Below are 25494 nucleotides of genomic sequence, written 5' to 3'. Positions count from 1 at the left end.
TCCCGGGCGTTAACCCTGGGGTTCCCGCCAGATCGGGTAGAACTGCGGCCCACCGGGCGGCCCGAACGGCTCCCCGGCGTCGACGAAGCCGTGCCGCCGCCACAGCCGCGCGCTGTCGGCGGTGCTGGCTTCGCCGGCGCAGGGGATGCCCTCGGCGTCGAGACGGCGGAAGTGCTGCTGGGCGATCGCGCTGCCAAGACCTTTCCGTTGGGCCGCCGGCAGAATGCCGCAGAACTGCCAGTGCAGGTGCGGCGCGGGGTTCATGTGCGTGCCCAGCAGCTCGGTGATCAGCGCGAGGCGTTCGAAGTCCTCTTCGTCCAGGACCGCGAACCGCTTCAGGAACTCCTCGGGACTCTCGCCACCATCGGTGCGGAACCACAGCGAAGCAGCGGAGTGGTCGTGGGCGAGGTACACCTCGCCGTCGGCAAAGGCGGCTTCGGTGAAGGCGCGGAAGAACACCGGGTGCACGGATCGCCGGTGCTCATCGCCGGGAAACACCCACGTGTTCACGGGATCGTTCTGGAACGCCTCGCCGAGGATGCGGGCCACGGTGTCCACTTCGGACCGCGAAGCGGGGCGGACGACGTCGTACATCACTGGGCCTTTCCGATACCGGCGTACACCTCGGGCTTGCGGCTGCGCAGCACGGAACCGCGCACGAGGCCGATCACCGCGGCCAGCAACAGGATCCCGGGCAGGATCCAGCGCAGCGGCGAATCGCCGGCGGTGCCGAGCAGCACGTCGTAGTTCCACAGAATGAGCACGAGAATCACGAGCAGCGCCACGGCGGCCAGTGCCGGCGCGATGGTGTGCCGCCACGCGGGCTCGTCGTGCTCACGCTTGCGGAAGAAGCCGATGACCGACACGGAAACCGCCGCCAGCACAAAGACCACGCCGGTCGAGGCCATGGTGCCGAGCCAGCTGAACAATTCGGTGAACGGGTCCCGGCCGAGGATCGCGAACACGGCCACCACGATCAGGCCGAGGGCGGTTTGCAGCAGAGAACCGGCGGCGGGCGCGCCGGTGCGGCGATTGGTACGGGCCAACGCCTCCGGCAGCACGCCTTCCCGTCCCAACGCGAAGAAGTAGCGGGCGATCGCGTTGTGGAAGCTCAGCAGTGAAGCGAATTGACTGGTGAGGAAAAGGACATAGGAGACGTCGGAGAACGCGCTGCCGAGCCGCTGCGCATTCAGCCCGAACAACAGACCGGGCCCCTGGGCCTGCGCAGCGCCGACGACGTTGGCCGGCCCGGCGGCGTCGGCCATGGCCAGCGCCGAAAGCGTGTACAGGACGGCGGTCAGCGCCACCGCTAGGTACGTCGCGCGGGCGACGGTCCGCCGCGGATCCCGCACCTCCTCGCTGTACGACGCCGCGCCCTCGAAGCCGGTGAAGACGGCGACGGAGAAAGCGAACACGGCGCCGACGCCCGTGGTGAACAGACTGCTCGGCGCGAGCGGCACCAGTGACGGGGCGCCGCCGCCGTCGGGCGAACCCAGCAGCGCGAGGTCGGTCACGACGATGACCGCGCACTCCAGGAGCAGCACGACGCCGAGCACCTTGGCGTTGATGTCCACCCGCAGCACGCCCAGCGTGCCGATGACCACGGCGATCGCGAGCCCCCACAGCCACCACGGCGTGTCCAGCCCGAGCAGCGGGTTGATCCAGCTCGACAGCGACCAGCCGAACAGGCCGTACACACTGATCTGGATCCCGTTGTAGGCGACGAGAGCCACGAACGAGATCGCCACGCCCGCCGGCCGGCCGAGCCCGTTCACCACGTACGGATAGAACGCTCCGGCGCCGGTGATGTACCGGCTCATTGCGGCATACCCGACGGCGAACAGTGCGAGCACCGGCGCCAGCAGCACGAAGGACAGTGGCACGCCGACGACACCGGTGACCGCATAGGTCGCGGTGACGCCGCCGGCGATCGCGTACAGCGGGCCGGACGCGGCCACGACGAAGAAGAGAATTTGTGCGACACCGAGACGAGGTCGGGCGAGGCCGCGTTCACGCAGCGGCGTACGAGTGGCCACCTTTTTGCTCCCCCAGGAGTCATCCCACCATTTCTGGGCAACCCTAGTCATTCGACACCGGTTCCCGCACCGGCTACGTTTCCGGCACGTGGTCCACATGAACTCCCGGCTGCCCCTGGTGGAGGCGCTGTTCTTCCTCGCGCACGACGAGTTCACGGGAAAACCGCAGGTGGCGCGGGCGCCGCTGGAGATATGTTTGTGCGGCGCAATTATGTGCGACCTATTGTTCACCGGACGTATATCGGTCAACGACGGATGCCCTGCGGCCACCGGAAAACACGGGCGCGGTGACCGTGCGTCCGCCGAGGTGCTGGCCGAGATCGCCGCCGAGCCGACCGGATATCCGGTCCGGGAGTGGATCGACCACCTGCGGCCGACAGCGGTGGACAGGGTGGTGGGCCAGCTCGCCGACGGCGGCCTGATCACCAAGGTTGCCGACCGTGGCCTGCTCCGCCGCACCCTCCGCTACCCGCCGGTGGACCTGCTGGTCGCGGCCGGCGGCCGGGCCGAGATCAGGGCCGCGGTCCTCGGGCCGGGCCGACCGGACGTCTACAACGTCAGCCTGGCCCTGCTGGCCTGGCACCTCGGCCTGGACGACCTGTGCGAACCGCAGCTCGACCGCCGCATGCTGCGAGCGTGGCTGGACCGAGCGGCCAAGCCGATGCCGCCGGCGGCGACCGAGGTGCTCGCGGCGGTCGAGTCGGCGATCGCGGCCTCGGTGTACGGCGGCGAGCGGCGCTGACGTTTCTTGCACTGGTCCGCTCCGCCGTGGAGTCTTTCGCGTCGGCCGTGGCTCCGGTTGGATCGACACCGTGACCTTGGTGATCGGTGTCGACTCCTCGACGCAGTCGACAAAAGCGCTCGTGGTCGAGGCCGAGACCGGCCGGGTGCTGGGCGAGGGGCGATCGCCGCATCCCGAGGGCACGGAGGTCAACCCGCGAGCCTGGCAGGTGTCCTGTACTCGTGCCGTGGCGCAGGCCCGGGAGAACGCGCCGGGGCCGATTGCCGCGATCGCGGTAGCCGGGCAGCAGCACGGCTTGGTCGCCGTGGATGCTGAAGGCGAGCCGGTGCGGCCGGCGTTGCTGTGGAACGACACCAGGTCGGCGGCCGAAACCGAGCAATTCGTCGCCAAACACGGCCCCGAACGGCTGGCCGAGCTGACCGGCTCGGTGCCGGTTCCGAGCTTCACCGTGACCAAGCTGGCCTGGCTGGCCGAGCACGAGCCGGCGGCCGCGGACCGGGTCGACCGCGTGATGCTGCCGCACGACTGGGTGAGCTGGACGCTGTCCGAGCCAGGCACCGAACCGGCGACCGACCGTGGGGACGCGTCCGGCACGGGCTATTTCTCGCCGCGGACCGGCGAATGGCTGCCGGACCTGCTGGCCGACGCGTTCGGCGGCCGGGCACCGCGGCTGCCGAGACTGCTCGGCCCGGCTGAGGTCGGCGGCCGCACTGCGAAGGGCACCCTGGTTGCCGCCGGCACGGGCGACAACATGGGGGCGGCCCTGGCCCTGAAAGCGGGGCCTGGTGACGTCGTCGTCTCGCTCGGTACTTCTGGCACGGTCTTCGCCGTCACGGCCGAGGGCACCGCCGACCCGACCGGCTTCGTGGCCGGGTTCTGCGACGCGACCGGTCACTACCTGCCGCTGGTCTGCACGCTCAACGCCGCTCGGGTCCTGACCACGACAGCCGCGCTGCTGGGCACCGACCTCGCCGGCCTCGACGAGCTGGCGCTCCGGGCCGAACCGGGTTCGGGCGGCCTGGTCTTCGTGCCCTATCTGGACGGTGAGCGGACGCCCAACCTGCCGGACGCGTCGGGCACCTTGACCGGGATCCGGCGTGGCAATCTCACGCCGGAGAACGTGGCCCGGTCAGCGGTCGAGGGCATGCTGTGCGGGCTGGCCGACGGGTTTGCCGAGCTGCGTCGGGTCGGAGTGCAGGCTCGGCGGGTGTTGTTGATCGGCGGCGCGGCGCGGTCGGCCGCGGTGCAGGCAGTTGCGTCCGGGCTGTTCGACGCACCGGTCGAAGTGCCGGAGCCGGCCGAATACGTGGCCCTGGGAGCGGCGCGTCAGGCCGCCTGGGCGTTGTCCGGCGCGCCGGAAGCGCCGGACTGGCCGGTGCGTGCGGAGGGGATCGGGCGGACGGAAGGCGGCAAGGCGGTGCGCGCCGCCTACACGGCGGCTGTCGCCCAGATCCACGGCCACGTAGGCTAGTGATCAACAGGAGGAGGCGGTCCATGGCCCGGGTGACTGCGTTCGTCACCATGCTGGTGTTCAGCGTGCTGTTCGCCGGCCCGGCCTGGGCGCAGACCGGCACACCGCAGCCCGGGCCGTCGCTGAACCCGCCGCAGAACCAGAGCCTCGGCGACGACGCCCGGCAGCGCGTGATCCTCTTCGTGATCGTGGTCGTGCTGCTCGGCATCGTCTGGTGGGGCCGCCGGATCCGGAAGAAGCGGCAGAAGGCCGGCTGATCGTCTTTCTCACGATGTGAGAGCACGAACCGCCCACAGACGGATTCATGATCATCAGCCGGGGACCGGCTACACCCAGGCATAATTTTCCGTCACGGGTTGCGCCGTTCGTCGCAATAAGCCTGCCGGCTGGCCCTGAAGGGGCGAAACTCGAGCGAGCCACCAGCACGCTTGGTGCAGGATGAACAAGGTGAGCCATCCCAAGGCGACCTGCCGTTCATCCGTTGAGCGGTACGCGGACGCCCTGGTGAGCCTCTCCCGGAGCATCCACGCCGAGCCCGAACTGGCCTATCGCGAGCACCGCAGCGCGGCCAAGGTCGCCGATCTGGCCGAGCGCGAGGGCTTCCAGGTCGAACGGGGAGTAGCCGGTCTCGACACCGCCTTCACCGCCACCTTCGGCTCCGGCGATCTGGTCGTCGGCCTGTGCGCCGAGTACGACGCGCTGCCCGAGGTCGGCCACGCCTGTGGACATAACATCATCGCGGCCGCGTCGGCCGGTGCGGCCCTCGCGCTGCGTGATGTGGCCGACGATCTAGGTGTGACGGTCAAACTGGTGGGCACCCCGGCTGAGGAGTCCGGCGGCGGGAAGGTCCAGCTGCTGGAACACGGCGTGTTCGACGGCGTCGGGCTGGCCATGATGGTGCACCCCGCGCCGTACGAGGCGGTCGCCTCGCCCTCGCTGGCCATCGTCGACCTGGAGGTCGAGTACACCGGCCGGGCCTCGCACGCGGCCGCCGCCCCGCAGCTGGGCGTGAACGCGGCCGACGCGCTGACCATCGCGCAGGTCGCGATCGGCCTGGCCAGGCAGCATTTGGAGCCGAAGCAGATGGTGCACGGCATCGTGACCCACGGCGGCGCCGCCCCGAACATCGTTCCGGCGACGGCCGCCGGCCAGTTCTACCTGCGTGCGGTCGACCACGAGTCGCTGCAGCGCCTGGTCGACCGGATCGAGGGCTGCTTCACCGCCGGCGCCGTCGGCACCGGGTGCACGCACGAGGTCAGGCAGATCTCGGCGGAGTACACCGAGCTGGCGCCGGACCCCTGGCTGGCCTCCGCGTACCGCGAGGCCGTGACGGAACTCGGCCGCGTGCCGATAAGTCACGAAGACGAGCTGCTCCGCCTGACCGGCAGCACCGACATGGGCAACGTCACCCGAGCGCTGCCCGGTATCCACCCATCAATTGCGATCGACTGCGGAGACGCGGTGAACCACCAGCCGGAGTTCGCCGCCGCCTGCGCCACCCCGAGCGGGGACCGTGCCGTGTTGGACGGCGCGCTCGCTCTGGCGTGGACGGCGGTGGCCGCGGCGACCGATCCCACACAGCGGGAACGGTTGCTGGCCGGTGTCGGACACCGCGTGGCCCGCGCTGGAGGTGCGGCGTGACCGTGCTGGACTCGCGGCCGGAACTGCCCAGGGAGGGCGACGGCCGCCGGCACGACGGACAGTCCGACGTGCTGATCACCGATTCCGGGGTCAGCATGTCCGACGTGGCGGACTTGGGCGCCGGGCGCGGCCCGGCCTGGCTCGACGAATGGCTGACATCGGGTGCGGCCGACGTCGTGGCGTGGCGGCGGCACATCCACGCCCACCCGGAGCTTTCCCGGCAGGAGCACGACACCACGGAGCTGGTGTCCGAGGTGCTCCGGTCCATCGGCCTGCACCCCAAGGTGCTGCCTGGTGGCACCGGCCTGATCTGCGACATCGGCACCGGTGAGCGCTGCGTGGCGCTTCGGGCCGACATCGATGCGTTGCCGTTGCAGGAGAACACCGGGCTGCCGTTCGCATCCACCAACGACGGCGCCTGCCACGCGTGCGGGCATGACGCCCACACCGCGGTGCTCCTGGGTGCGGCCATGGCGCTGGCCTCGGCGCCTGAGCTGCCCGGTCGCGTTCGGTTGATCTTCCAGCCGGCCGAGGAGTCCATGCCCGGTGGGGCGTTGGACGTCATCGCCGCCGGTAGTCTCGACGGCGTGGACCGGATCTTCGGTCTGCACTGTGACCCGCGGCTGGAGGTCGGCCGTGTCGGCACCCGCGTCGGCGCCATCACGTCGGCCGCCGACCTGCTGGAGCTCAAGCTCACCTCGCCCGGCGGGCACACCTCCCGGCCGCACCTGACCGCCGACCTCGTGCACGCGCTGGGGACCGTGATCACCGGGCTGCCCGCGCTGCTCAACCGGCGGGTCGACCCGCGGTCCGGGACCGTGCTGACCTGGGGCGCGGTGCACGCCGGCCAGGCCGCCAACGCGGTGCCGCAGGACGGTTTGCTGCGCGGCACCCTCCGCACCGGCGACCACCATGTGTGGAACGAGCTCGAGCCGCTGGTCAAGGACCTCGTGCAGTCCCTGCTGTGGCCCACCGGCGTCGGTTTCGAGCTGGAGCACCGCCGTGGCGTGCCGCCGGTGGTCAACGACGCCGAGAGCACCGCGGTGCTGCGGGCCGGCATCGAGGCGGCGCTGGGTGAGGACGCCCTGGCCGGCACCGAGCAATCATCCGGCGGCGAGGACTTCGGCTGGTACCTGGAGCACGTGTCCGGGTCCTTCGGGCGCCTCGGCGTGTGGTCCGGAGATGGCCGTCAATACGACCTCCACCAGCCGACTTTCGTCCTGGACGAACGTGCCCTCCTGGTCGGAGTTCGCGTGATGGTACACGCCGCCCTAAGCGCACTGGCCTAACCCCCGCGAGTCCCGCTTAGCGTCACCCCGAACTCCGGCTTTACGCAGCTGTCCACAGCCCCTGGGAGTTATCCACAGTCTGTGGAGAAGGGCTTTCGGTCGATGTGCCGTCGGGGCACCGTGGAGCCATGCTCGAACTTCCCAATGGATTCCACGGTGCCTTCCGGCGGCGCGACGTCGTAGCTGCCATCGGCCGCTACGGCCTGCTCACCGCCCTCGCACGGGGCGAACTGGTCAGTTTCCACAAGCGCGTGCTGGTGAGCCGGGAACTGGTGACCCAACTGCGAACCCGCGCGGCCGCCGCATTGCTACTTGCCGGTGAACGCGCGGTATTGACCAGGCACACCGCCGCCCGAATGTACGGCTGCACCGCCGCCGACTTCGCGCCGATTGACATTCTCGTGCCCTATGAACGCCGAATCGACCGACTGCCTGGAATCGTCGTTCACCATGGAGTGTTCAGTGAGGACGATGTCACGGAAATCGACGGTCTGCCGCTGCTGGCACCCGAGATCGTGCTGGCTGACCTGCTCTGCCGTGCTCGCCGCCCGACGTCGCTGGCCTGCGCTGATCAGATGTTCAGGGGTCTTCCTGAGGCTCAACGCCCGGGCTTTCGGGGCTCAGTGCTCCGGGCGATCAGTGCCCGCGCGGACGTTCGGGGCACCAGGCAGGCGCGAGTGTTGCTCGATCTCGCCACAGGGTTGCCTGAATCGCCGTTCGAGAGCCAGCTGCTGCTGACGTTTTATGACCGTGAGTTGCCGATGCCGATTCCGCAGCACTCGATAACCACAATCGACGGGCGCGAGATCTACCGCCTCGACTTCGCCTGGCCTGAGTTCCGGATTGCCGTCGAGTACGACGGTTATGCGGCGCACGCCGAGCGGCACGACCGGGACCGCCGGCGCGACGAGGATCTTGCCGGCCGAGGCTGGATCGTCATTCACGCCACGATCGATGACCTCATGGCACCGTTTCGTCTGGTCAGTGAGGTTCGGCAAGCGCTGGCAGACCGTCGGCTATCTGCCTGAAACCGGACTTCGGTGTGACGCTGAGCGGGACTCGCGGGGGTTGGGTCAGCCGGTGATACCTCGGCAGGGGCGGGTGCGGAGGTCGTTGACGTAGTCGTCGGGGGCGCCGGCGGCCTCGGCGGCGTCGGCGACGACACCGAGGTAGCGGGCCGAGGGGAGGCCGCCCTCGTAGGCGTCGAGGACGTAGAGCCAGGCGACGACGGTGCCCTCCAGGGTCTGGGCCCGGAGCCTGATCTTCTTGTAGAGGCCGAGCGAGCCCTCCCAGCGGTCCAGGCGGGCCTCGTCCCGGGGGCTGACGTCGTAGAGGACGACGAAGACCTGCGAGTCGGGCTCCTCGACGATGGTCGCCAGCGAGCCCTCCCAGCCGAGGTCCTCGCCGCCGAACGACAGGCGCCAACCGGCGAGCCACCCGGTCCCCGCCATCGGGGAGTGCGGGGCTCGCTCCATCATCTGGTTCGGGTCCATGTTGGAGCCGTACGCGGCGTAGAGCGGCACGCCCGACAGCCTAGCGACCGATCTGATCAGGGGTCGGGACGCCGAGCGCTCGGCGCGTGAGGATGTAAGTTCTAGACGCCCGAGTAAAGCTGTGCTTGGAGGAACCCGGTGACCCGGATCGTGATCATGGGCGGTGGCCCGGCCGGCTACGAGGCGGCGCTGGTCGCCGCGCCGCACGGGGCCGACGTGACCGTGGTCGAGCGGGACGGCCTGGGTGGCGCCTGCGTGCTCTACGACTGCGTGCCGTCCAAGACCTACATCGCGTCGGCCGGGGCCCGTTCGGCCTTCCGCAACGCCGGTGAGCTGGGCATCAGCACCGAGAACTCGGTGGCGGCGGTGGATGTGCCGGTCGTGCACGGACGGGTGAAGGGCCTGGCCCTGGCCCAGTCCGCGGACGTGCGGGCCAAGCTCCAGCGCGAGGGCGTGCGCATCCTCACCGGCACTGCCCGCTTCTGCGACGACGCGCCGGGCCTGGCCCAGCACCGTGTCGTCGCCCACACCACCGACGGCGGCACCGAGGTGCTGCCGGCCGATGTTGTGTTGATCGCCACGGGCGCGACGCCGCGCGTGCTGCCCGGCGCCGTGCCGGACGGTGAGCGCATCCTGGACTGGCGGCAGATCTACGACCTGACCGAGCTGCCCGAGCACCTGATCGTCATCGGCTCCGGCGTCACCGGCGCCGAGTTCGCCTCGGCCTACACCGAGATCGGCGTCAAGGTCACGCTGGTGTCCAGCCGGGACCGCGTGCTGCCGCACGAGGACGCCGACGCGGCCGCCGTGCTGGAGGACGTGTTCACCGAGCGGGGCAGCGAGATGGCCAAGCACGGCCGTGCCTCCCGGGTCGAGCGCACCGAGAAGGGCGTCAAGGTCTACCTGGAGGACGGTCGCACGGTCGAGGGAAGCCACGCCCTGATGACCGTCGGCTCGGTGCCCAACACCGCCGACATCGGCCTGGACAAGATCGGCATCGAGCCGGGCGGCGGCGGGTTCATCCCGGTGGACCGGGTGTCCCGTACCTCGGTCAGCGGCGTGTACGCGGCCGGCGACTGCACCGGCGTGCTGATGCTGGCCTCCGTGGCCGCCATGCAGGGCCGCATCGCCATGTGGCACGCGCTGGGCGAGGGCGTGCAGCCCATCCGCCTCAAGACCGTGGCCGCGAACGTGTTCACCAACCCGGAGATCGCCACGGTCGGCATCAGCCAGCAGGCCATCGACTCCGGCGAGGTGCCGGCCCGCACGATCATGTTGCCGCTGGCCACCAACCCGCGGGCCAAGATGGAGGGCCTGCGCCGCGGTTTCGTGAAGCTGTTCTGTCGCCCGGCCACCGGCGTGGTCATCGGCGGCGTGGTGGTGGCTCCGTCGGCCAGCGAGCTGATTCTGCCGATCGCGCTGGCCGTGCAGAACCAGCTCACGGTCGAGCACCTGGCCCACACGTTCTCGGTGTACCCGTCGCTGTCCGGCTCGATCACCGACGCCGGCCGCCAGCTGATGCGACACGACGACCTGGACTGACAAACGCGCGAAACCCCCGAAAGGTTGCCTCTGACCAGGGGGAACTCCCGTTGATCCGCTGACGTCCTGGTGGCGTCGGATCAAACAAACGGGGGGTCCTGCAATGTTTCTCAAGTCTGTCCGGGCCGGTGCGGCGGTCGTCGTCGGACTGGTCGGCCTCGCGCCGGCCGCGTTCGCTGGCTACCACGAGACGGTCCAGCTCAACAGCGGCGCGACCACGAACCGTCACGCTGAAGCCCGGCGTCGGGCCCGGCACCTACCGGGTGACCATGACCTGTGGCAATTCCTCCATCGGCGCCGATTTCACGGTGCCGGCCAAGCAGGTCACGAAGACGCCGGTGGGCGCGCCGCAGACTGGTGGCGGCGGCACCGCGACCGTCTTCGCGTGATAGGTCCGGTCAGGGCAACGAGCGACGCACGGGCGACGTCTTCTGATGACCAGCCGGACGACGACGTGGGGGTTCAGCATGGTGGTCAGAACGGTCGTCGTCGGCGGCGCGGGTGGTGCCTCGCCAAGAAGTTGATGCTGGCCTGCGGAAACTAGTCCGTGGCCAGCACGCTGACGATGCCAGAACGGTAGTTCACGACGATGCCGCTGCCAGCGCCGCACAAATTTTCGCGGACCGGGCAACCTGCCGGGCGGCGGTTTACGTCTGGTCGGTGATGGCTAGCCCATCACCGGTCGCGCCGTCGCGGCTTTCGTTTTGCAGGGGTGCACGAAATCCACGGCGGCGCGACCAAACATGGAGTTTGCGATGAAGAAGATCCTGATCGGCGTGCTGCTGGCGGCCGGCCTGCTGGTCGGTGCGTGCGGCACGACGTCGCCGCAGTCCGCGCCGGCGGTAACCACCAGCACAGCCGCGGCCACGACGACCACCACCAGTCCCGCGGCGCCGTCCCTGGCCGCCTCGACGCCGGTGTCGGTGGACATCCCCAAGATCAGTGCGCACTCGTCGCTGGTGCCGTTGGGGCTCAACGCCGACCAGACGATCGAGGTGCCGCCGGTGAGCACGCCGATGCAGGCCGGCTGGTACAAACTCGGGCCGACGCCCGGCGAGATCGGGCCGGCCGTCATCCTCGGCCACGTCGACGGCAACAAGCAGGCCGGCATCTTCTACCGCCTGCACGAGCTGGCCGCCGGCGACAAGATCTCGGTCGGCCGGCAGGACGGCAGCACGGCCACGTTCACCGTGCAGAAGGTGGAGCGCGACGCCAAGGACGCCTTCCCGACCGACGCCGTCTACGGCGACACCTCGACCGCGGACCTCCGCGTGATCACCTGTGGCGGGGCGTTCGACACCAAGGCGCACAGCTACGTGGACAACATCATCGTGTTCGCGACGCTGGACCGCGCCTGAAGTCCGAGCAGTGGTGGCGATGGCGCGGACAGCGGGCGCGGAGCCGAGGACAAGGAGAGGGGCCGGCCTTGCGAACCAGCCCCTCCCGACGTCAATCGATCACTCCACCCAGTCGAAGGTCTTGGTGACGGCCTTCTTCCAGTTGGCGTACTCGGACGCCCGCCGGTCGTCGTCCATGGCCGGGGTCCATTCCTTGTCCTTGGCCCAGTTCTGGCGGATGTCGTCCTCGCTCTTCCAGAAGCCGACGGCCAGGCCGGCCGCGTAGGCGGCGCCGAGCGCGGTGGTCTCGGCGACCACGGGCCGGATGACCGGCACGCCGAGGATGTCGGACTGGAACTGCATGAGCAGCTCGTTGACGACCATGCCGCCGTCGACCTTCAGCGACGTCAGGGGCACGCCGGAGTCGGCGTTCATGGCGTCGATGACCTCGCGGGTCTGGAAGGCGGTCGCCTCCAGCACGGCCCGGGCGAGGTGGCCGCGGTTGACGAAGCGGGTGAGGCCGACGATGGCGCCGCGGGCGTCGGACCGCCAGTACGGGGCGAACAGGCCGGAGAAGGCGGGCACGAAGTAGCAGCCGCCGTTGTCCTCGACCGAACGTGCGTGCTCCTCGATCTCGGCGGCGGAGCTGATCATGCCGAGGTTGTCGCGGATCCACTGCACCAGCGAACCCGTGACGGCGATGGAGCCCTCCAGCGCGTACACGGTGTCGGCGGAGCCGATCTTGTAGCAGACGGTGGTGAGCAGGCCGTTCTCGCTGAGCACCTTCTCGGTGCCGGTGTTGAGCAGCACGAAGTTGCCGGTGCCGTAGGTGTTCTTGGCCTCGCCGGGCGACAGGCAGGCCTGGCCGAACGTCGCCGCCTGCTGGTCGCCGAGGATGCCGGCGATGGGCACGCCGGCCAGCGCGCCGCGCTCCCGGACGTGGCCGTACTCCTCGGAGGACGACCGGATCTCGGGCAGCATGGACAGCGGAATGCCCATGTCGGCGGCGATCTCGGCGTCCCAGGCCAGCGTCTCCAGATCCATCAGCAGGGTCCGGGAGGCGTTGGTGGGGTCGGTGACGTGCACGCCGCCGTCGACACCGCCGGTCATGTTCCACAGCACCCAGGTGTCCATGTTGCCGAAGATCAGGTCACCTGACTCGGCCTTGGCCCGTGCGCCCTCGACGTTGTCGAGGATCCAACGGATCTTGGGCCCGGAGAAGTAGGTGGCCAGCGGCAGTCCGGTGCGGGTCTTGTAGCGGTCGGCGCCGATGTCGCCGGACAGCTCGTCGACGATGGCCTGGGTGCGGGTGTCCTGCCAGACGATGGCGTTGTACACCGGCTTGCCGGTGGTGCGGTCCCACACCACGGCGGTTTCGCGCTGGTTGGTGATGCCGACCGCGGCGATGTCGCTGACGTGCAGGTCGGCCTTGGCCACCGCCCCGGCGGCGACCTCTCTGGTGTTGGACCACACCTCCTCGGGGTCGTGCTCGACCCAACCGGCCTTGGGGAAGATCTGCCGGTGCTCCTTCTGGTCGACCGCGACCACCCGGCCGGAGTGGTCGAAGATCATGCAGCGGGTGGACGTCGTGCCCTGGTCGATGGCGGCCACATAGGAGGACATGAATTCGCCTTTCGCAGACGTCAGGAAGCGGGCAGGGCCAGCGAGAGCAGCGCCGCGAGCGCGCCGCCGACCAGCGGGCCGACGACCGGCACCCAGGAGTAGCCCCAGTTGCCGTCGCCCTTGCCCTTGATCGGCATCAGGAAGGCGTACGCGAGGCGCGGGCCGAGGTCGCGGGCGGGGTTGATGGCGTACCCGGTGGGGCCGCCGAGCGAGGTGCCGATGACCAGCACCACGAACGCGACGCCGGCGTAGCCCAGCGCCGAGTTGCCGAACTGCGGGATGCCGTCGGTGCCGGTCTTGACGGTCGGGCTCTCCAGGATCCAGATCAGCAGCACGAAGGTGCCGATGATCTCGGTGACCAGGTTCCACGCCGTCCCGGGGATGCGCGGCGCGGTGGAGAAGATGCCCAGCGTGTTCTGCGGTTCGTCGTGCTTGTCGAACTGGAGTTTGTAGGTGGCCCAGCACAGCATGGCGCCGATGATCGCGCCGGCCATCTCGCCGGCGAAGTAGAAGGGAACCTTGTCCCAGCTGACCTTCTTGGCGATGGCCAGACCGAGGGTGACCGCCGGATTGAGGTGAGCTCCACTCGGATTGGCGACACTGGCTCCGGTGAAGACCGCGAAGCCCCAGCCGACGTTGATGAACAGTGTGCCGCCGTTGTTGCCGTTGGTGTTCTTCAGCACCGCGTTGGCCACCACACCGGTGCCCAACAGGATCAGCAGCGCGGTGCCGATCGTCTCCCAGACGAAGATCGCGCCATAGCCCATACACACCTCCACGCCCGTCTACGCCGTTGGAACGGGAGATCGGACGTTACTGAGCGGTACCGGACCTGTCCATGGCCGAAGTGCTCCACTGCCCGTCGCGGCCCCGCAGCCGGTAGCGTGATGATCCGTCGGAAGCCAGGCAGCCAACAGGCGGGAGGCGAGTGGCGTGGCCACCCGGAAACCAGCAGCAGCACCGGAGACCCCGACTCGCGGCTCGGCCGAGACCGGCCGCCTCGGCGTGCCGGAACGGGAGCGTGACTGGCAGCGCCTCGGCTCGGAGACCTTCGACGTGGTGGTGATCGGCGGCGGCGTGGTCGGTGTCGGCACGGCGCTGGACGCCGCCACCCGTGGCCTGCGGGTGGCGCTGGTCGAGGCCCGGGACCTGGCCTCGGGCACGTCCAGCCGGTCGAGCAAGCTCTTCCACGGCGGCCTGCGCTACCTGGAGCAGTTGGAGTTCGGGCTGGTGCGTGAGGCGCTGCGTGAGCGGGAGCTGATGCTCACGCGGATCGCCCCGCACCTGGTCAAGCCGGTGAGCTTCCTCTACCCGCTCAGCCACCGGCTGTGGGAGCGCCCGTACACCGCGGCCGGCCTGCTGATGTACGACACGATGGGCGGCGCCAGCTCGGTGCCCGGGCAGAAGCACCTCACGCGGGCCGGTGCGCTGCGCATGTTCCCGGCGCTCAAGCGGTCCGCACTGATTGGCGGCATCCGCTACTACGACGCGCAGGCCGACGACGCTCGCCACACCATGACCGTTGGCCGCACCGCCGCCCACTACGGCGCCGTGGTGCGGACGTCCACCCAGGTCATCGGATTCATGCGGGAGGCCGACCGGATCTCCGGCGTGCGGGTGCGCGACGCCGAGGACGGTCGCGAGACCGACGTCAAGGCCAACGCCGTGATCAACTGCACCGGTGTGTGGACCGACGAGCTCCAGCGCCTGTCCGGCAGCCGTGGCCGGTTCCGGGTGCGGGCCAGCAAGGGCGTGCACATCGTCGTGCCGCGGGACCGGATCGTCGCCGAGTCCGGGCTGATCCTGCGCACCGAGAAGTCCGTGCTGTTCGTGATCCCGTGGCGCAACCACTGGATCGTCGGCACCACCGACACCGACTGGAACCTCGACCTCGCGCATCCCGCTGCTACCACGGGCGACATCGACTACATCCTCGACCACGTCAACACCGTGCTGGCCACGCCGCTCACGCACGACGACATCGAGGGCGTGTATGCCGGGCTGCGGCCGTTGTTGGCCGGGGAAAGCGAGTCCACGTCCAAGCTGTCCCGCGAGCACGCCGTCGCGCGCGTCTCCCCGGGCCTGGTGGCGATCGCGGGCGGCAAGTACACGACGTACCGGGTGATGGCGGCCGACGCCGTGGACGCCGCCGGTGCCGATCTGACCGGCCGGCTTCAGCCGTCGATCACCGACAAGGTGCCGCTGCTCGGCGCCGATGGCTACTACGCCCTCGTCAACCAGGCCGACCAGCTGGCCACTCGGCATGGGCTGCACCCGTACCGCGTGCGGCATCTGCTCGACCGGTACGGCTCACTGGTGCACGAGGTGCTGGCTGTCGCCGACGGCGACCCCGACCTGCTTCGCCCGCTGCCGGCCGCGCCCGACTACCTCCAGGTGGAGATCGTCTACGCCGCATCGCACGAGGGTGCGCTGCACCTCGAAGACGCGCTCACCCGGCGGACCCGGATCTCCATCGAGTACCCGCACCGTGGCGTGGACTGCGCCGAGCAGGTCGCCCGGTTGATGGGCCGCGTGCTGGGTTGGGACGAAGCGCGTGTCGCCCGGGAGGTCGAGGTCTACACCTCCCGGGTGCAGGCCGAGCGGGACTCCCAGTCCGAGCCCAACGACCAGGCCGCCGACGCCAAGCGGATCAGCGCCCCCGAGGCGCGCGACCTCCGCGACCCGGTCAGCTGACTTCGTGCCACATGCGCTTCCTACTTGGCGCCGAATGCCGCATGGGAAGCGCATGTGGTGTTCGGGTGGGCGGTTACGAGCGTTCGTAGTGGTAGTGGCAGGCAGCGATGCGGATCTCATGACCCGCGCGTTTGTAGACGAGGCGGTGCTCGTCAGTGATACGGCGCGACCAGTAGCCCTGGAAGCCGTGCTTGAGTGCCTCGGGCTTGCCGACGCCCTCGTTGCCGTTCCGCTCGGTGTCCTTGATCAAAGCATCGATCCGCTTGAGGACCTTGCGGTCCTCGGACTGCCACCAGGCGTAGTCCGCCCACGCCAGCTCGTCCCAAACCAGCTTCATTCGGCCAACTCGTGGTGTTCGCCGCCGCCGGATTCGAGACGCTCGATCGCGGTGATCAGTCGTCGCGCGTTCTCTGGGCTGCGCAGCAGATAAGCCGTCTCCTTGAGTGACTGGTAGTCATCCAACGAGACGATCACGACCGGCTCGTGCCCCGCCCGGGTGATCACGACCTCCTCGCGGTCGTTCACCACCGCGTCGAGAGTCTCGGCGTAGTTTGCGCGAGACTCGGAATAGCTCATCGTCCTCATACGGCACCTCCCCGCAGCTGACGGCTGTTTGTCACATAAGCGTCGTTGTTGACGCTGGGCGTCACATGCGGACCGCATGTGACAAGGAAGTGGGTCAGGCGAAGGTGAGTCGGACGGCGTCGTTGAGCAGGTCGGTGATGTGCTGGCCGAGTCGGCGTTCGTCGGCCGGGGCGACGGTGCTCCACGCGACGCCGCTGCCCTTGGCCCGGCGGATCTGCACGTAGCGGCCGCGCGGGGTGTCGAAGAAGCCGACGACACGGTCGGCGCGGTGCCGGCGACCGAAGCGGTCACGAGCCGCGGCGCCGAACTGACCGCGACGGCGGACGTTGCCGACCATGGCGGCGAGCTCGTCGGCCTCGGAAGGGGACACGCCGTGGTCACGGAGGATCCAGCCGAGCTCGTCGGCGGTCTCCGCCTCAGCCGCGGCGGCGTCGAGCTCGGCGCTGGGCACGGTGATCGAGTAGCCGGGACCGGCGGGCAGCTCGGGCAGCAGAGACAGGGCAGCGCGGGGTAGGGCGGCGATGTCGACCAGGCTCAAAGTCAGCTGCCCGTCGGCCAGGCGGGCCAGCACGGCGTCGGAACCCTTGGCGGCGATCAACGCCCGCACGCCGCCGTCGAGCCAGAGCCGGGCGTCCAGCTCATAGTCGGCGCCGTCGAGCAGGCCGAGCAGGTCGACGAGGCTCTGGTCGATGCCACGAGCGCCTCCGACCAACCCCCGCTCGGCCAGCGAGTCCCACACGGTCTTGGTGACGTCGTCGCGCTCGACGTGGGTCTTCCCAGGAGATGCGACCTTGATCGCCAACGGCATCTCGGCCAGCCGGAGGTGCTCCCAGAGCACGTCGAACTCCAGCTCGGACAGGGTGAGCAAAGTCAGTACCCGCGCTGGCTGGGGACGACCGGGCCGGTCACGACTGGCACCGGGTCGAAGGCCCGCAGCGAGGCGGTGTTGGCCGCGGTGTTGTGCTCGTAGGTGCTCATCACCTCGAACGCCCTGGTCGCGGCGGCGTCCTGGGCCGACTCGATGATCTCGGCGTCGATCTGCCCGGTGAACAGCGACACCAGGTCGCCGAGCCACCCGGACGGCCCGGGCTCGGGGGCCTTGACCGGCACGGGCATGTCGGCCCGGGCCTGCGTGACGTAGTCGGCCTGGGTCTCGGTGCTGTTGCGCACGGTCTCGGCGCTGGCCTGCGCGTTGTCGGCCCAGCGGGCCAGCTGCGCGATGCTGTGCAGCGCGGAGTCGGAGGCGGCCCCGTTCCAGTGTTCGGCGGTGGCGGTGATGGCGCCGCTCAGGTCGCCGCTGATCTCGTGCAGCGCGCCGGCGATCGAGCCCCAGCGCGCGGCCGGGTCGGCCGACGCGGCGGCGCCGGGGCCGGAGTTGATGGCGTCGAACAGCTCCTGGTGGGTGTATCCGCGCCAGCGGACGTCGCCGGCCATCAGCAGCCGCCTTGCTGGATCAGGGTCGTGTTGTCCTGCTCGACGGTGTGGTACCCCTGCTCGACCTCGGTCAACGCGTCCAGCGCGCCCTTGAGCTGGCGTTGGTAGCGCTGCAAGGCGTCCAGCGCGGAGTCCACGCCGAGGGTGTGGTCGTTGATGTCGGTCGCGGCCTGCTCGCTGACCGGGTCGCCGGCCCACGGCCGGATCCGCACGTCGGAGACGGCCATCTCGATCTGTTTGTCCAGCTTGACCAGCGCGGCCGTGAACACCCGCCGCAGGCTGGGGATGGCCGCCGGGTCGACCTTGAACCCGCCGGCGGCGACCGCGGCCGGGTCGGGGGTCGTGGTCCGCTGCGGCACGAGTGACCTCCGGGTGTCGGGTGCCAACACACTCTAGCGACACAGGGTGACGGTCGGCAGTGGCCAGGGTGACATCCACCCCGCGGGGTTTGTCAATCCACCATCAGTGGCCGGCTGACAGGCTGGTCACCGCGGCCTCGGCGACCCGTTGCGCGCCAAGACAAAGATCATCTTGGGCGAGCGGCTTGGCCGTGCCGCCGTCACGGAAGAGGACGTCGAGGAACTGGCCCTGGGCGAGATCGACCTCGACGTTACAGAGCGTGTCCAAGCCGGGGGTGCGCACCTCCAGCGCGGGGAAGCCGATCACCGCGATCACCTTGGCGGTGTTCTGCGCCTCGTCGGAGATCCACAGCTCGGCGCCCTCATTCGTGACGAGCGCGAGCCGCGCGACCTGACCGCTGTAGGTGCCCCGCATGGTGCAGGCCCGGGCCTTCAGCGTCGTGTCGGTGTACGGGGACGGCGTGGTGTCCAGGCTCAGCTGCGCCCGCTGGTCCTTGGTCAGGATCGTGCACGGGTTGACCTTGTCCAACGGGATCTCACGCGGCCGCGGCGGCAGCGTGAGGCTCGTCGTCGTGGTGGTCGTCGGGGCCGGCGTCGAGGAGGACTGCGTCTGGCTGGCCTCGGAGAGCGGGTACACGGAGCAGCCCCCGAGGGCCGCCGCCGCACACAGCAGGAGCAGCGCGAGTCGCATGGCCGGTCAGACTAGCGACCGGGTCCAGACGTGGACCTTGGCCCCGCACTGGTCGACGGTCCGGTGGTAGGCGAAGCCGCATTTCTCGGCGACTCGCCGGGACGGCTCGTTGCCGTCCTGGAACAGGTACTCGACCAGGCTCAGCCCCAGTGCGCCCGCGCCGAAACGCAGCGCGGCGGCCAATCCTTCGCTGACCACGCCGCGGTTGCGGTGCCGGGGCGCGGCCCAGCACGCGGCGGCGGCCGTGCCGGCGTCGAGGTCCAGGTCCTTCAGCCCGACCTCGCCCAGCAGTTCCCCGCTGTTCTGGTCGGCCACGGCCCATGAGCAGCGCTCGTCATCAACCCATTGCCGGGTGCGCAGCGCCACGTAGTCGCCGGCCGCGGCCAGATCGGTGATCCGGTGGCTGATCCAGCGCCGGCTGACGGGATCGGTGAACGCGTCCAGGATCGACGGGCGGTCGTCGATCCGGTCGTCGGCGCGCAGCTGCCGCAGGTAGAACCTGCCCGCGTTGATCTCCACCGGCTCCATGGAGGTCAAGCTAGTTGATGCTGGTCACGAACCCGTCGGCGGTCTCGGCCAGTCCCGCCAGATACTCCTCGTGGGCGGCGGCGGGTGTGCCGTCCGGGGCAGTGGCCAGCTCGACCAGCCAGTCCGCGTCCTCGGCGTCGTCCTCGCCGGCCAGCAGCTCCTTGTGCACGGCACAGGGCAGCCAGCCCTGATCGGCCAGCGAAGCGGCCAGCTGCTCGGCGTCCTCGCGGTCGGGCAGCACGATCAGCATTCCGTCCACTGTGGACTCAGTCGCGGCCACGCAGTTCCCTGCGGCGGCGGTGCATCTCGTCCCGCAGGGCGTGGCGCTCGTCGCGGAAACGGTCACGCTCGCGACGGCCGCGGTCCCGGTCGTCGCCGTGGTGGCGACCGCCGAACAGCGAGCCGATGAACCAGCTCAGCAGCACCGGGATGATCATGACCTGCCACTTCTCGGTGACCAGGCCGATGGCGATGGCCGCCGGCCAGCTGGCCGCGGCGATGGCGGCCATGGAGATGCGCGGCGCGTTGCTGCGCTTCTCCACCTTGGCCTCGGGCACGGTGGCCGGCGGCTGCGGGGCGGCCGCCGGCTGGGGCGTCGGCGCGGCCCCGGGCTTCGGGTCGGGCAGGTCGGTGAACAGCTCCACCAGCTCGCCACGGGTGCGGGCGGCGGTCACCTTGGCCGACCGCTCGCCGTACTCGTCGATGGTCAGCCGCCCGGCGCTCATGTGCTCGCCGAGCGCGGCGAGCGCCTGCTCGCGTTCGGCGTCACCGATCCGCATCTCGGGGGACTCGTTCACGTCGCCAATCGTACGGCGAGCGAACGGTCCCCCGGCATGACATCCGTCAGTTAGTCCTTGAGTTCGAGCAGCACGGTGCCCTGCGTGACCGTTTCGCCCGGAGTGGCGGCGAGCCCGGTCACGGTGCCGGCCTTGTGCGCGGTCACCGGGTTCTCCATCTTCATGGCCTCCAGCACGAGCAGCAGCTCGCCGGCCTCGACGGTCTGCCCGTCGGTCACCGCGACCTTGACGATGGTGCCCTGCATCGGCGCGGCCACGGCGTCACCGGAAACGGCGGCCGAGGACTTGCCGGCCCGCTTGCGCGGCTTGGCCTTCGCAGCGGCCGTCGGCGCGGCGGTGCCGACGGACAGCGTGGACGGCAGCGACACCTCCAGCCGACGCCCGCCGACCTCGACCACCACGGTCTGGCGCGAGTCCTCCTCCTCGGCCTCGGCCGGGTTGGAGAAGGGCGGGATGGTGTTGTCGAACTCGGTCTCGATCCACCGCGTGTGCACGGTGAACCCGCTCTCGGCGGTGAACGCCGGGTCCCTCACGACCGCGCGGTGGAACGGCAGCACGGTGGCCATGCCCTCGACGACCATCTCGTCCAGTGCCCGCCGGGCCCGCGCCAGCGCCTGCTCACGGGTCTCGCCGGTGACGATCAGCTTGGCCAGCAGCGAGTCGAACTGCCCACCGATCACGTCGCCCGACCGCACACCGGCGTCGACCCGGACACCGGGCCCCGACGGCTCGATGAACGTGGCGACCACGCCCGGCGCGGGCAGGAAGTTGCGGCCGGCGTCCTCGCCGTTGATGCGGAACTCGATGGAGTGGCCGCGCGGCGTCGGGTCCTCGGTGAAGCGCAGCTTCTCGTTGGCGGCGATGCGGAACTGCTCCAGCACCAGGTCGATGCCGGAGGTCTCCTCGCTGACCGGGTGTTCAACCTGGAGCCGGGTGTTGACCTCCAGGAAGGAGATCGACCCGTCCAGGCCGACCAGGTACTCGACGGTGCCGGCGCCGTAGTAGCCGGCCTCGGCGCAGATCGCCTTGGCCGACGAGTGGATCCGCGCCCGCTGCTCCTGGGTGAGGAACGGGGCCGGGGCCTCCTCGACCAGCTTCTGGTGCCGTCGCTGCAACGAGCAGTCGCGCGTGCCGACGACGATCACGTTGCCGTGCTTGTCCGCGACGACCTGGGCCTCGACGTGCCGGGGCTTGTCCAGGTAGCGCTCGACGAAGCACTCGCCGCGGCCGAAGGCCGACACGGCCTCGCGAACCGCCGAGTCGAACAGCTCGGGGATCTCCTCCAGCGTGCGGGCGACCTTCAGGCCACGCCCGCCGCCGCCGAACGCCGCCTTGATCGCCACCGGCAGCCCGTGCTCCTGGGCGAACGCGACGATCTCGTCGGGGCCGGCGACCGGGTCCTTGGTGCCGGGCACCAGCGGCGCGCCGGCACGCATGGCGATGTGCCGCGCGGTGACCTTGTCGCCCAGGTCCCGGATGGACTGCGGGGACGGGCCGATCCAGGTCAGGCCGGCGTCCAGCACGGCCTGCGCGAAGTCGGCGTTCTCCGACAGGAAGCCGTAGCCCGGGTGCACGGCGTCGGCGCCGGACCGCTTGGCCACGTCCAGCAGCTTGTCGATGACGAGGTAGCTCTCGCCCGGGGTGGAGCCGCCGAGGGCGAAGGCCTCGTCGGCCATCCGCGCGAACGGCGCGTCCCGGTCGGGGTCCGCGTACACGGCGACGCTGGCCAGGCCGGCGTCACGACAGGCACGGATCACCCGCACCGCGATCTCACCACGGTTGGCGACCAGGACCTTGTGCAGCGTGATGGGGTCCAGGTCTGCGGCCGACTCTGGCACGCCATACCTCCTCGTACGACTTCCAGCGGAACGCGCGCGTTTCGCAGCAGTCTACGGACGAGTAACCCCGCGCGGGGGAGACCATGCTCACGACACGACGAGCGCCGAACCGGGGTTGACGTGCAAACTCGTGCTGGAGCGGTTGAGCCGGGAGGAGGAGTCAGCGCGTGAGCCGAGCGTCGAGACCGGTGTACGTCGCGGTCGTGGTCGCGGTGCTGGTGCTCATCGCCGCCATCGGCACGACGGTGGTGATGCGGCAGCTGCGGGAGGCCGCGGCGGCCCCGTCGACGACCCCTCAGCCCGCGCCGACCGCGTCGACCGGCCCGGTGCAGCTGTGCGGCCAGGCCCCGTGCGTGAAGCTGACGAGCATCTCGCTGCCGCAGTTCGGGGAGACCGTCGACCTGCTGGCTGACGGCAAGGGCCACGACGCCCGGCTGCGCATCACGTCCGACCGCGGCGCGGTCCTGTTCAGCTCGCAGATTGCCATTGTCGACGCGAAGTCGATCACGTGTGAAGAGGGCAAGCCGTCGGTCTGCCTGCTCCAGGGCAAGGACAGCGCGGGCCTGATCGGCGAGGTGTTCACCGACGACAACGGCACCTGGCGGCAGACGCAGCCGCCGTTCAGCTCCGATGCCGGCTACCTGGCGCTGCGTGACGTGAACGGCGACGGCGTGCCCGATGTGGTCACGACACAGGGCCGCTGCGGCGACAACGCCGTCGCGTCCTGCACGAAGGTCGCCGTCGCGGTTTTCCAGGCCACCGGCGAGGAAATCGGCTGCTCGGCGACGTACAACAGTCCGCAGCAGCTGCCCGGCTGGCCGACTGTCAGGCCCGACCCGTCGCGGTTGGTCGAGTGCCAGTCATGACCACAGGTCGGTGACGCTGACGCCGACCTCGGCCAGCAGCCGCCGGGTCAGCGGCAGGCTGATGCCGATCACGCTGGAGTGGTCGCCGTCGATACCGTCGATGAACCAGCCGCCCATGCCGTCCAGGGTGAACCCGCCGGCCACGTGCAGCGGCTCGCCGGTCGCGATGTAGGCGTCGAGCTCGGCGTCGCTGGGCGTGCCGAAGCGGACGGTGGTCGTCTCCGCGCCGGACGCCGTGCGGTCGACGACGCCGTCGGACAGTCGCAGGATCACGTGCCCGGTCAGCAGTTCGCCGGTCTTGCCGGCCATCTCCTGCCAGCGGGCCCGCGCCACCTCGGGTGTGCCGGGCTTGCCGACCATCGCGCCGTTGATCGACAGCATCGAGTCGCAGCCGATGACCAGGGCGTCCGGCAGCTCGCCGGCCAGCGCCGCCACGACCGCGTGGGCCTTGGCCTCGGCCAGCGCCGTGACGAGCTCGGCCGGTCGGGGATCGGTCAGCGCGGCCGCCACCGCGTCCTCGTCGACGCCGGAGACCCGGACCACGGGTTCGATGCCGGCGGCGCGCAGCACGTTGAGACGGGCGGAGGACTGGGAGCCGAGCACGAGTCGCACGGCTGCGAACCCTAGGCCACGGGCGGCCGACACCGCCCGTGGCCCAGGCTTTTACGGCAGCGAGCCGACCAGCGGAACCTGGAGGGACGTCCTGGTCAGGTCCAGCGTGATCTTCGGCTTGGCCGCGCCCGCGGTGATCCAGCCGTTGTCGGTGCCGCCCACGATCAGCGCCAGCCGGTGCCCGGCCGCCACCTGGTGGTCGGTCGGGGCCAGCTTGAACGTCATCGTGTACGCCTTGCCCGGCGTCAGCGTCGCCTTGCTGTTCAGCGACGCGTAGTGGCCGAGATCGGCCCAGCCGCGGGAGATCACCGAGGCGTTGGTGCTGACGGTGTCGGCCTTGGTGTCGAGGAAGCAGCCGGTGTCGCCGGTCGTGCCGGAGCCGAAGCAGGACTTGGTGGTCAGCGTGGTGATGCCCTCGCCGCTGCCCGACCAGTTGCGGATGGTCTCCGGGCCGAGGTCGACGAGCACCGCCGACACCTGCCCGCTGCTGGCCGACGACGACGCCGTCACGGTGATCGTGCTCGTGCCGGACACCGTGACCGGGTTGGCCAATGTGCCGCTGCTGAACACGACCCGCGCGCTGTTGGCCGAGTCCGGGCTGCTGGCCCAGTTGGTCTCGCTCAGGCTCGGGTTGTCGGTGAACGACTCGACGGAACCGGCCGTCGGCGCGGTGCTGCCGAGCTTGCCGAGGCCGTTCGTGTTGGTGGCGCTCAACTTCAGGCCCGTCGCGGTGGACGCCTCAGGGAACGAAGCGGCGTCGACCCAGTTGTCCGGGGTGCGTTCCACCGACAGCTGCGGGCCGTTCTGGATGCCGTTGTCGATGCCCATCAGGTAGTGGTCGAACCACTGGTGCAGGGTGTCGACCCAGGCGCCGCGCCGGTAGTCGAACGGGTCGACATGGCTCGTCTGCGACAGCCAGATCTTGCGTTCCACGCCGTGCGCGGCCAGCGCGTCCCACCACTGCCCGAAGTTGATCGGCTTGACGTTGTCGTCCTGCACGCCGTGCGCGACGAACACACTGGCGTGCACGTTGGCCGCCTGCGCGTAGTAATTGCGCTGGTCCCACCAGGACGTGTAGTTGCCGTTGGTCGGCGAGCCGGCGTTGATCGCCGACTGCACGCTGCCGCACCCGCTCTGCGCGGCCGAGGTCTCGACCAGCGTGGACAGCCCGGACGGCTGGCCGGCGGTCAGGTCGGCCCCGTTGGCCCGGTAGTAGTCGTACCAGGAGGAGATGGCCGAGATCGGCACGATCGTCTTCAGTCCGGCCACGCCGGTCGCGGCCACGCCGTTGGCGATGGTGCCGTCCCAGGACTTGCCGATCATGCCGACGTTGCCGCTGGTCCAGGTGGCCTTCACGGTGGTGGAGCCGGTCGCCGAGGTGTACCCGGTCCTGCGGCCGTTGAGCCAGTCGATGACCGCCTTGGCCGAGCCGATGTCCGACGGCCCGCCGATGTCCACGCACCCGTTGGACCGGTTCGTGCCGGCCAGGTCGACCAGCACGATGGCGTAGCCGCGCGGCACGAAGTAGTTGTCGTAGTACAGCGGGAACTGCACCGGCTTGCCGGCCGAGTCATAGGTTTTGAGCTGGCTCTCGTTGCCACGCCCGCAGCAGGCGTAGTACGGGCTCGCATCCATGATCACCGGCACGTTCGCGGTCAGCTCCGACGGCCGGATGATGTCCGCGGCGACCCGGACCGCCTTGCCGGCCGGGTCCTTCAACCCGGTGTCGACCCACGCGGTCTCGCGGATCGCGTTGGCGTAGGAGTACGTCGGCTGGCTGCCGCTGTCCAGGCTGTTGTTGCCATGGGGAGCGGCGCCTGCCGAGGCCGGGACGAGCACCATTGCCAGTCCGGCGACGAGAACGGTCAGCAGGGTGGATAACCGTGTCACCTTCACCGGACCGACGTTACGAACCG

27 protein-coding genes are annotated in these 25494 nt (G+C 70.0%); 10 read left to right on the top strand and 17 right to left on the bottom strand.

The features are described from left to right. Positions 1–9 precede the first annotated feature (9 nt). Both M3Q35_RS29505 and M3Q35_RS29500 read right to left on the bottom strand, forming a co-directional pair. Positions 10–594, bottom strand: a complete 585-nt coding sequence (locus M3Q35_RS29505) for a GNAT family N-acetyltransferase (RefSeq protein WP_273935825.1) — start codon at positions 592–594, stop codon at positions 10–12. Beyond that, on the bottom strand, positions 594–2036 hold the full coding sequence (locus M3Q35_RS29500; protein WP_273935824.1) for an APC family permease: 1443 nt from the start codon (positions 2034–2036) through the stop codon (positions 594–596). Before M3Q35_RS29500 ends, M3Q35_RS29505 begins: the two co-directional genes overlap by 1 nt. Before the next feature lie 97 nt (positions 2037–2133). Here M3Q35_RS29500 and M3Q35_RS29495 point away from each other — a divergent pair, with 97 nt between their 5' ends. The 6 genes from M3Q35_RS29495 (at position 2134) to M3Q35_RS29470 (ending at position 8207) form a co-directional block, all read left to right on the top strand. Further along, positions 2134–2778: a GOLPH3/VPS74 family protein gene (locus M3Q35_RS29495; protein ID WP_273935823.1), complete on the top strand. Its 645-nt coding sequence runs from the start codon at positions 2134–2136 to the stop codon at positions 2776–2778. Between the two features lie 70 nt (positions 2779–2848). After that, positions 2849–4249, top strand: coding sequence for a xylulokinase (gene xylB, locus M3Q35_RS29490; protein ID WP_273935822.1), 1401 nt, complete (start codon positions 2849–2851; stop codon positions 4247–4249). Positions 4250–4272: 23 nt separating this feature from the next. Beyond that, a complete protein-coding gene (locus M3Q35_RS29485; RefSeq protein WP_273935821.1) occupies positions 4273–4506 on the top strand; it encodes a hypothetical protein in 234 nt (77 codons plus the stop codon). Between the two features lie 181 nt (positions 4507–4687). Continuing rightward, a complete protein-coding gene (locus tag M3Q35_RS29480) occupies positions 4688–5890 on the top strand; it encodes a M20 family metallopeptidase (protein ID WP_273935820.1) in 1203 nt (400 codons plus the stop codon). Continuing rightward, the gene (locus M3Q35_RS29475; protein WP_273935819.1) at positions 5887–7179 is read left to right on the top strand and encodes a M20 family metallopeptidase; all 1293 of its coding nucleotides are present in this window, start codon (positions 5887–5889) and stop codon (positions 7177–7179) included. The genes M3Q35_RS29480 and M3Q35_RS29475 overlap by 4 nt, the downstream gene beginning before the upstream one ends. A 128-nt stretch (positions 7180–7307) precedes the next feature. Beyond that, positions 7308–8207, top strand: a complete 900-nt coding sequence (locus M3Q35_RS29470; protein ID WP_273935818.1) for a DUF559 domain-containing protein — start codon at positions 7308–7310, stop codon at positions 8205–8207. A 45-nt stretch (positions 8208–8252) separates the two neighbouring features. Here the strand turns inward: M3Q35_RS29470 and M3Q35_RS29465 are convergent, their stop codons facing one another. Beyond that, a complete protein-coding gene (locus tag M3Q35_RS29465) occupies positions 8253–8702 on the bottom strand; it encodes a gamma-glutamylcyclotransferase family protein (protein WP_273935817.1) in 450 nt (149 codons plus the stop codon). Between the two features lie 108 nt (positions 8703–8810). Between M3Q35_RS29465 and M3Q35_RS29460 the strand changes: the two genes are divergently transcribed. Both M3Q35_RS29460 and M3Q35_RS29455 read left to right on the top strand, forming a co-directional pair. Further along, complete coding sequence (locus tag M3Q35_RS29460; protein WP_273935816.1) at positions 8811–10214, top strand: NAD(P)H-quinone dehydrogenase; 1404 nt, start codon at positions 8811–8813, stop codon at positions 10212–10214. Between the two features lie 755 nt (positions 10215–10969). Next, positions 10970–11572, top strand: a complete 603-nt coding sequence (locus M3Q35_RS29455; protein ID WP_273935815.1) for a class F sortase — start codon at positions 10970–10972, stop codon at positions 11570–11572. 99 nt (positions 11573–11671) lie between these two features. Here the strand turns inward: M3Q35_RS29455 and glpK are convergent, their stop codons facing one another. Together glpK and M3Q35_RS29445 are read right to left on the bottom strand one after the other, a co-directional pair. Next, positions 11672–13174 carry a glycerol kinase GlpK gene (glpK, locus tag M3Q35_RS29450; RefSeq protein WP_273935814.1) on the bottom strand — a complete coding sequence of 501 codons (1503 nt, stop codon included), beginning with the start codon at positions 13172–13174 and terminating at the stop codon, positions 11672–11674. A 20-nt stretch (positions 13175–13194) separates the two neighbouring features. After that, a complete protein-coding gene (locus tag M3Q35_RS29445; protein WP_273935813.1) occupies positions 13195–13941 on the bottom strand; it encodes an MIP/aquaporin family protein in 747 nt (248 codons plus the stop codon). A gap of 238 nt (positions 13942–14179) precedes the next feature. Between M3Q35_RS29445 and M3Q35_RS29440 the strand changes: the two genes are divergently transcribed. Further along, complete coding sequence (locus M3Q35_RS29440) at positions 14180–15868, top strand: glycerol-3-phosphate dehydrogenase/oxidase (RefSeq protein WP_273944505.1); 1689 nt, start codon at positions 14180–14182, stop codon at positions 15866–15868. A gap of 73 nt (positions 15869–15941) precedes the next feature. Here M3Q35_RS29440 and M3Q35_RS29435 read toward each other — a convergent pair whose 3' ends face one another. From M3Q35_RS29435 to M3Q35_RS29390, 10 genes are all read right to left on the bottom strand, one after another. Beyond that, positions 15942–16205 (bottom strand): Txe/YoeB family addiction module toxin, encoded by a 264-nt coding sequence (locus M3Q35_RS29435; RefSeq protein WP_273935812.1) that lies wholly within the window; start codon positions 16203–16205, stop codon positions 15942–15944. Continuing rightward, a complete protein-coding gene (locus M3Q35_RS29430; RefSeq protein ID WP_273935811.1) occupies positions 16202–16444 on the bottom strand; it encodes a type II toxin-antitoxin system Phd/YefM family antitoxin in 243 nt (80 codons plus the stop codon). The genes M3Q35_RS29435 and M3Q35_RS29430 overlap by 4 nt, the downstream gene beginning before the upstream one ends. A 103-nt stretch (positions 16445–16547) precedes the next feature. Then, the gene (locus M3Q35_RS29425; protein ID WP_273935810.1) at positions 16548–17321 is read right to left on the bottom strand and encodes an ESX secretion-associated protein EspG; all 774 of its coding nucleotides are present in this window, start codon (positions 17319–17321) and stop codon (positions 16548–16550) included. A 2-nt stretch (positions 17322–17323) separates the two neighbouring features. Continuing rightward, positions 17324–17887: a PPE domain-containing protein gene (locus tag M3Q35_RS29420; RefSeq protein WP_273935809.1), complete on the bottom strand. Its 564-nt coding sequence runs from the start codon at positions 17885–17887 to the stop codon at positions 17324–17326. Further along, positions 17887–18246: a transcriptional regulator gene (locus M3Q35_RS29415; RefSeq protein WP_273935808.1), complete on the bottom strand. Its 360-nt coding sequence runs from the start codon at positions 18244–18246 to the stop codon at positions 17887–17889. The genes M3Q35_RS29420 and M3Q35_RS29415 overlap by 1 nt, the downstream gene beginning before the upstream one ends. Before the next feature lie 103 nt (positions 18247–18349). Beyond that, positions 18350–18937, bottom strand: coding sequence for a DUF3558 domain-containing protein (locus tag M3Q35_RS29410; protein ID WP_273935807.1), 588 nt, complete (start codon positions 18935–18937; stop codon positions 18350–18352). 6 nt (positions 18938–18943) lie between these two features. Beyond that, positions 18944–19465 carry a GNAT family N-acetyltransferase gene (locus tag M3Q35_RS29405; protein WP_273935806.1) on the bottom strand — a complete coding sequence of 174 codons (522 nt, stop codon included), beginning with the start codon at positions 19463–19465 and terminating at the stop codon, positions 18944–18946. 10 nt (positions 19466–19475) lie between these two features. After that, positions 19476–19745, bottom strand: a complete 270-nt coding sequence (locus M3Q35_RS29400) for a hypothetical protein (RefSeq protein WP_273935805.1) — start codon at positions 19743–19745, stop codon at positions 19476–19478. Beyond that, positions 19732–20262, bottom strand: a complete 531-nt coding sequence (locus tag M3Q35_RS29395) for a DUF1707 SHOCT-like domain-containing protein (protein ID WP_337960484.1) — start codon at positions 20260–20262, stop codon at positions 19732–19734. Before M3Q35_RS29395 ends, M3Q35_RS29400 begins: the two co-directional genes overlap by 14 nt. A 50-nt stretch (positions 20263–20312) precedes the next feature. Next, a complete protein-coding gene (locus M3Q35_RS29390) occupies positions 20313–22100 on the bottom strand; it encodes an acetyl/propionyl/methylcrotonyl-CoA carboxylase subunit alpha (RefSeq protein WP_273935804.1) in 1788 nt (595 codons plus the stop codon). 167 nt (positions 22101–22267) lie between these two features. On the opposite strand from M3Q35_RS29390, the gene M3Q35_RS29385 reads away from it, so the two are divergent. Continuing rightward, positions 22268–22966, top strand: coding sequence for a hypothetical protein (locus M3Q35_RS29385; RefSeq protein ID WP_273935803.1), 699 nt, complete (start codon positions 22268–22270; stop codon positions 22964–22966). Here the strand turns inward: M3Q35_RS29385 and M3Q35_RS29380 are convergent. Both M3Q35_RS29380 and M3Q35_RS29375 read right to left on the bottom strand, forming a co-directional pair. Beyond that, positions 22961–23578 (bottom strand): Maf family protein, encoded by a 618-nt coding sequence (locus tag M3Q35_RS29380; RefSeq protein ID WP_273935802.1) that lies wholly within the window; start codon positions 23576–23578, stop codon positions 22961–22963. The genes M3Q35_RS29385 and M3Q35_RS29380 overlap by 6 nt on opposite strands. A 51-nt stretch (positions 23579–23629) precedes the next feature. Then, the gene (locus M3Q35_RS29375; RefSeq protein ID WP_273935801.1) at positions 23630–25474 is read right to left on the bottom strand and encodes a Xaa-Pro dipeptidyl-peptidase; all 1845 of its coding nucleotides are present in this window, start codon (positions 25472–25474) and stop codon (positions 23630–23632) included. Between the last annotated feature and the right edge of the window lie 20 nt (positions 25475–25494).

It is taken from the genome of Kutzneria chonburiensis, from assembly GCF_028622115.1.
Classification (GTDB): domain Bacteria; phylum Actinomycetota; class Actinomycetes; order Mycobacteriales; family Pseudonocardiaceae; genus Kutzneria; species Kutzneria chonburiensis.
The sequence above is the reverse complement of the archived record's forward strand: the minus strand, read 5'-3'. Positions and strand labels throughout refer to the sequence as shown.

Bases quoted from the DNA above. Each gene is read 5' to 3' on its own strand.
- glpK (WP_273935814.1), bottom strand. From the start codon at position 13,174: ATGTCCTCCTATGTGGCCGCCATCGACCAGGGCACGACGTCCACCCGC.
- M3Q35_RS29435 (WP_273935812.1), bottom strand. From the start codon at position 16,205: ATGAAGCTGGTTTGGGACGAGCTGGCGTGGGCGGACTACGCCTGGTGG.
- M3Q35_RS29410 (WP_273935807.1), bottom strand. From the start codon at position 18,937: ATGCGACTCGCGCTGCTCCTGCTGTGTGCGGCGGCGGCCCTCGGGGGC.
- M3Q35_RS29430 (WP_273935811.1), bottom strand. From the start codon at position 16,444: ATGAGCTATTCCGAGTCTCGCGCAAACTACGCCGAGACTCTCGACGCG.
- M3Q35_RS29485 (WP_273935821.1), top strand. From the start codon at position 4,273: ATGGCCCGGGTGACTGCGTTCGTCACCATGCTGGTGTTCAGCGTGCTG.
- M3Q35_RS29420 (WP_273935809.1), bottom strand. From the start codon at position 17,887: ATGGCCGGCGACGTCCGCTGGCGCGGATACACCCACCAGGAGCTGTTC.
- M3Q35_RS29470 (WP_273935818.1), top strand. From the start codon at position 7,308: ATGCTCGAACTTCCCAATGGATTCCACGGTGCCTTCCGGCGGCGCGAC.
- M3Q35_RS29445 (WP_273935813.1), bottom strand. From the start codon at position 13,941: ATGGGCTATGGCGCGATCTTCGTCTGGGAGACGATCGGCACCGCGCTG.
- M3Q35_RS29455 (WP_273935815.1), top strand. From the start codon at position 10,970: ATGAAGAAGATCCTGATCGGCGTGCTGCTGGCGGCCGGCCTGCTGGTC.
- M3Q35_RS29405 (WP_273935806.1), bottom strand. From the start codon at position 19,465: ATGGAGCCGGTGGAGATCAACGCGGGCAGGTTCTACCTGCGGCAGCTG.
- M3Q35_RS29505 (WP_273935825.1), bottom strand. From the start codon at position 594: ATGTACGACGTCGTCCGCCCCGCTTCGCGGTCCGAAGTGGACACCGTG.
- M3Q35_RS29495 (WP_273935823.1), top strand. From the start codon at position 2,134: ATGAACTCCCGGCTGCCCCTGGTGGAGGCGCTGTTCTTCCTCGCGCAC.
- M3Q35_RS29480 (WP_273935820.1), top strand. From the start codon at position 4,688: ATGAACAAGGTGAGCCATCCCAAGGCGACCTGCCGTTCATCCGTTGAG.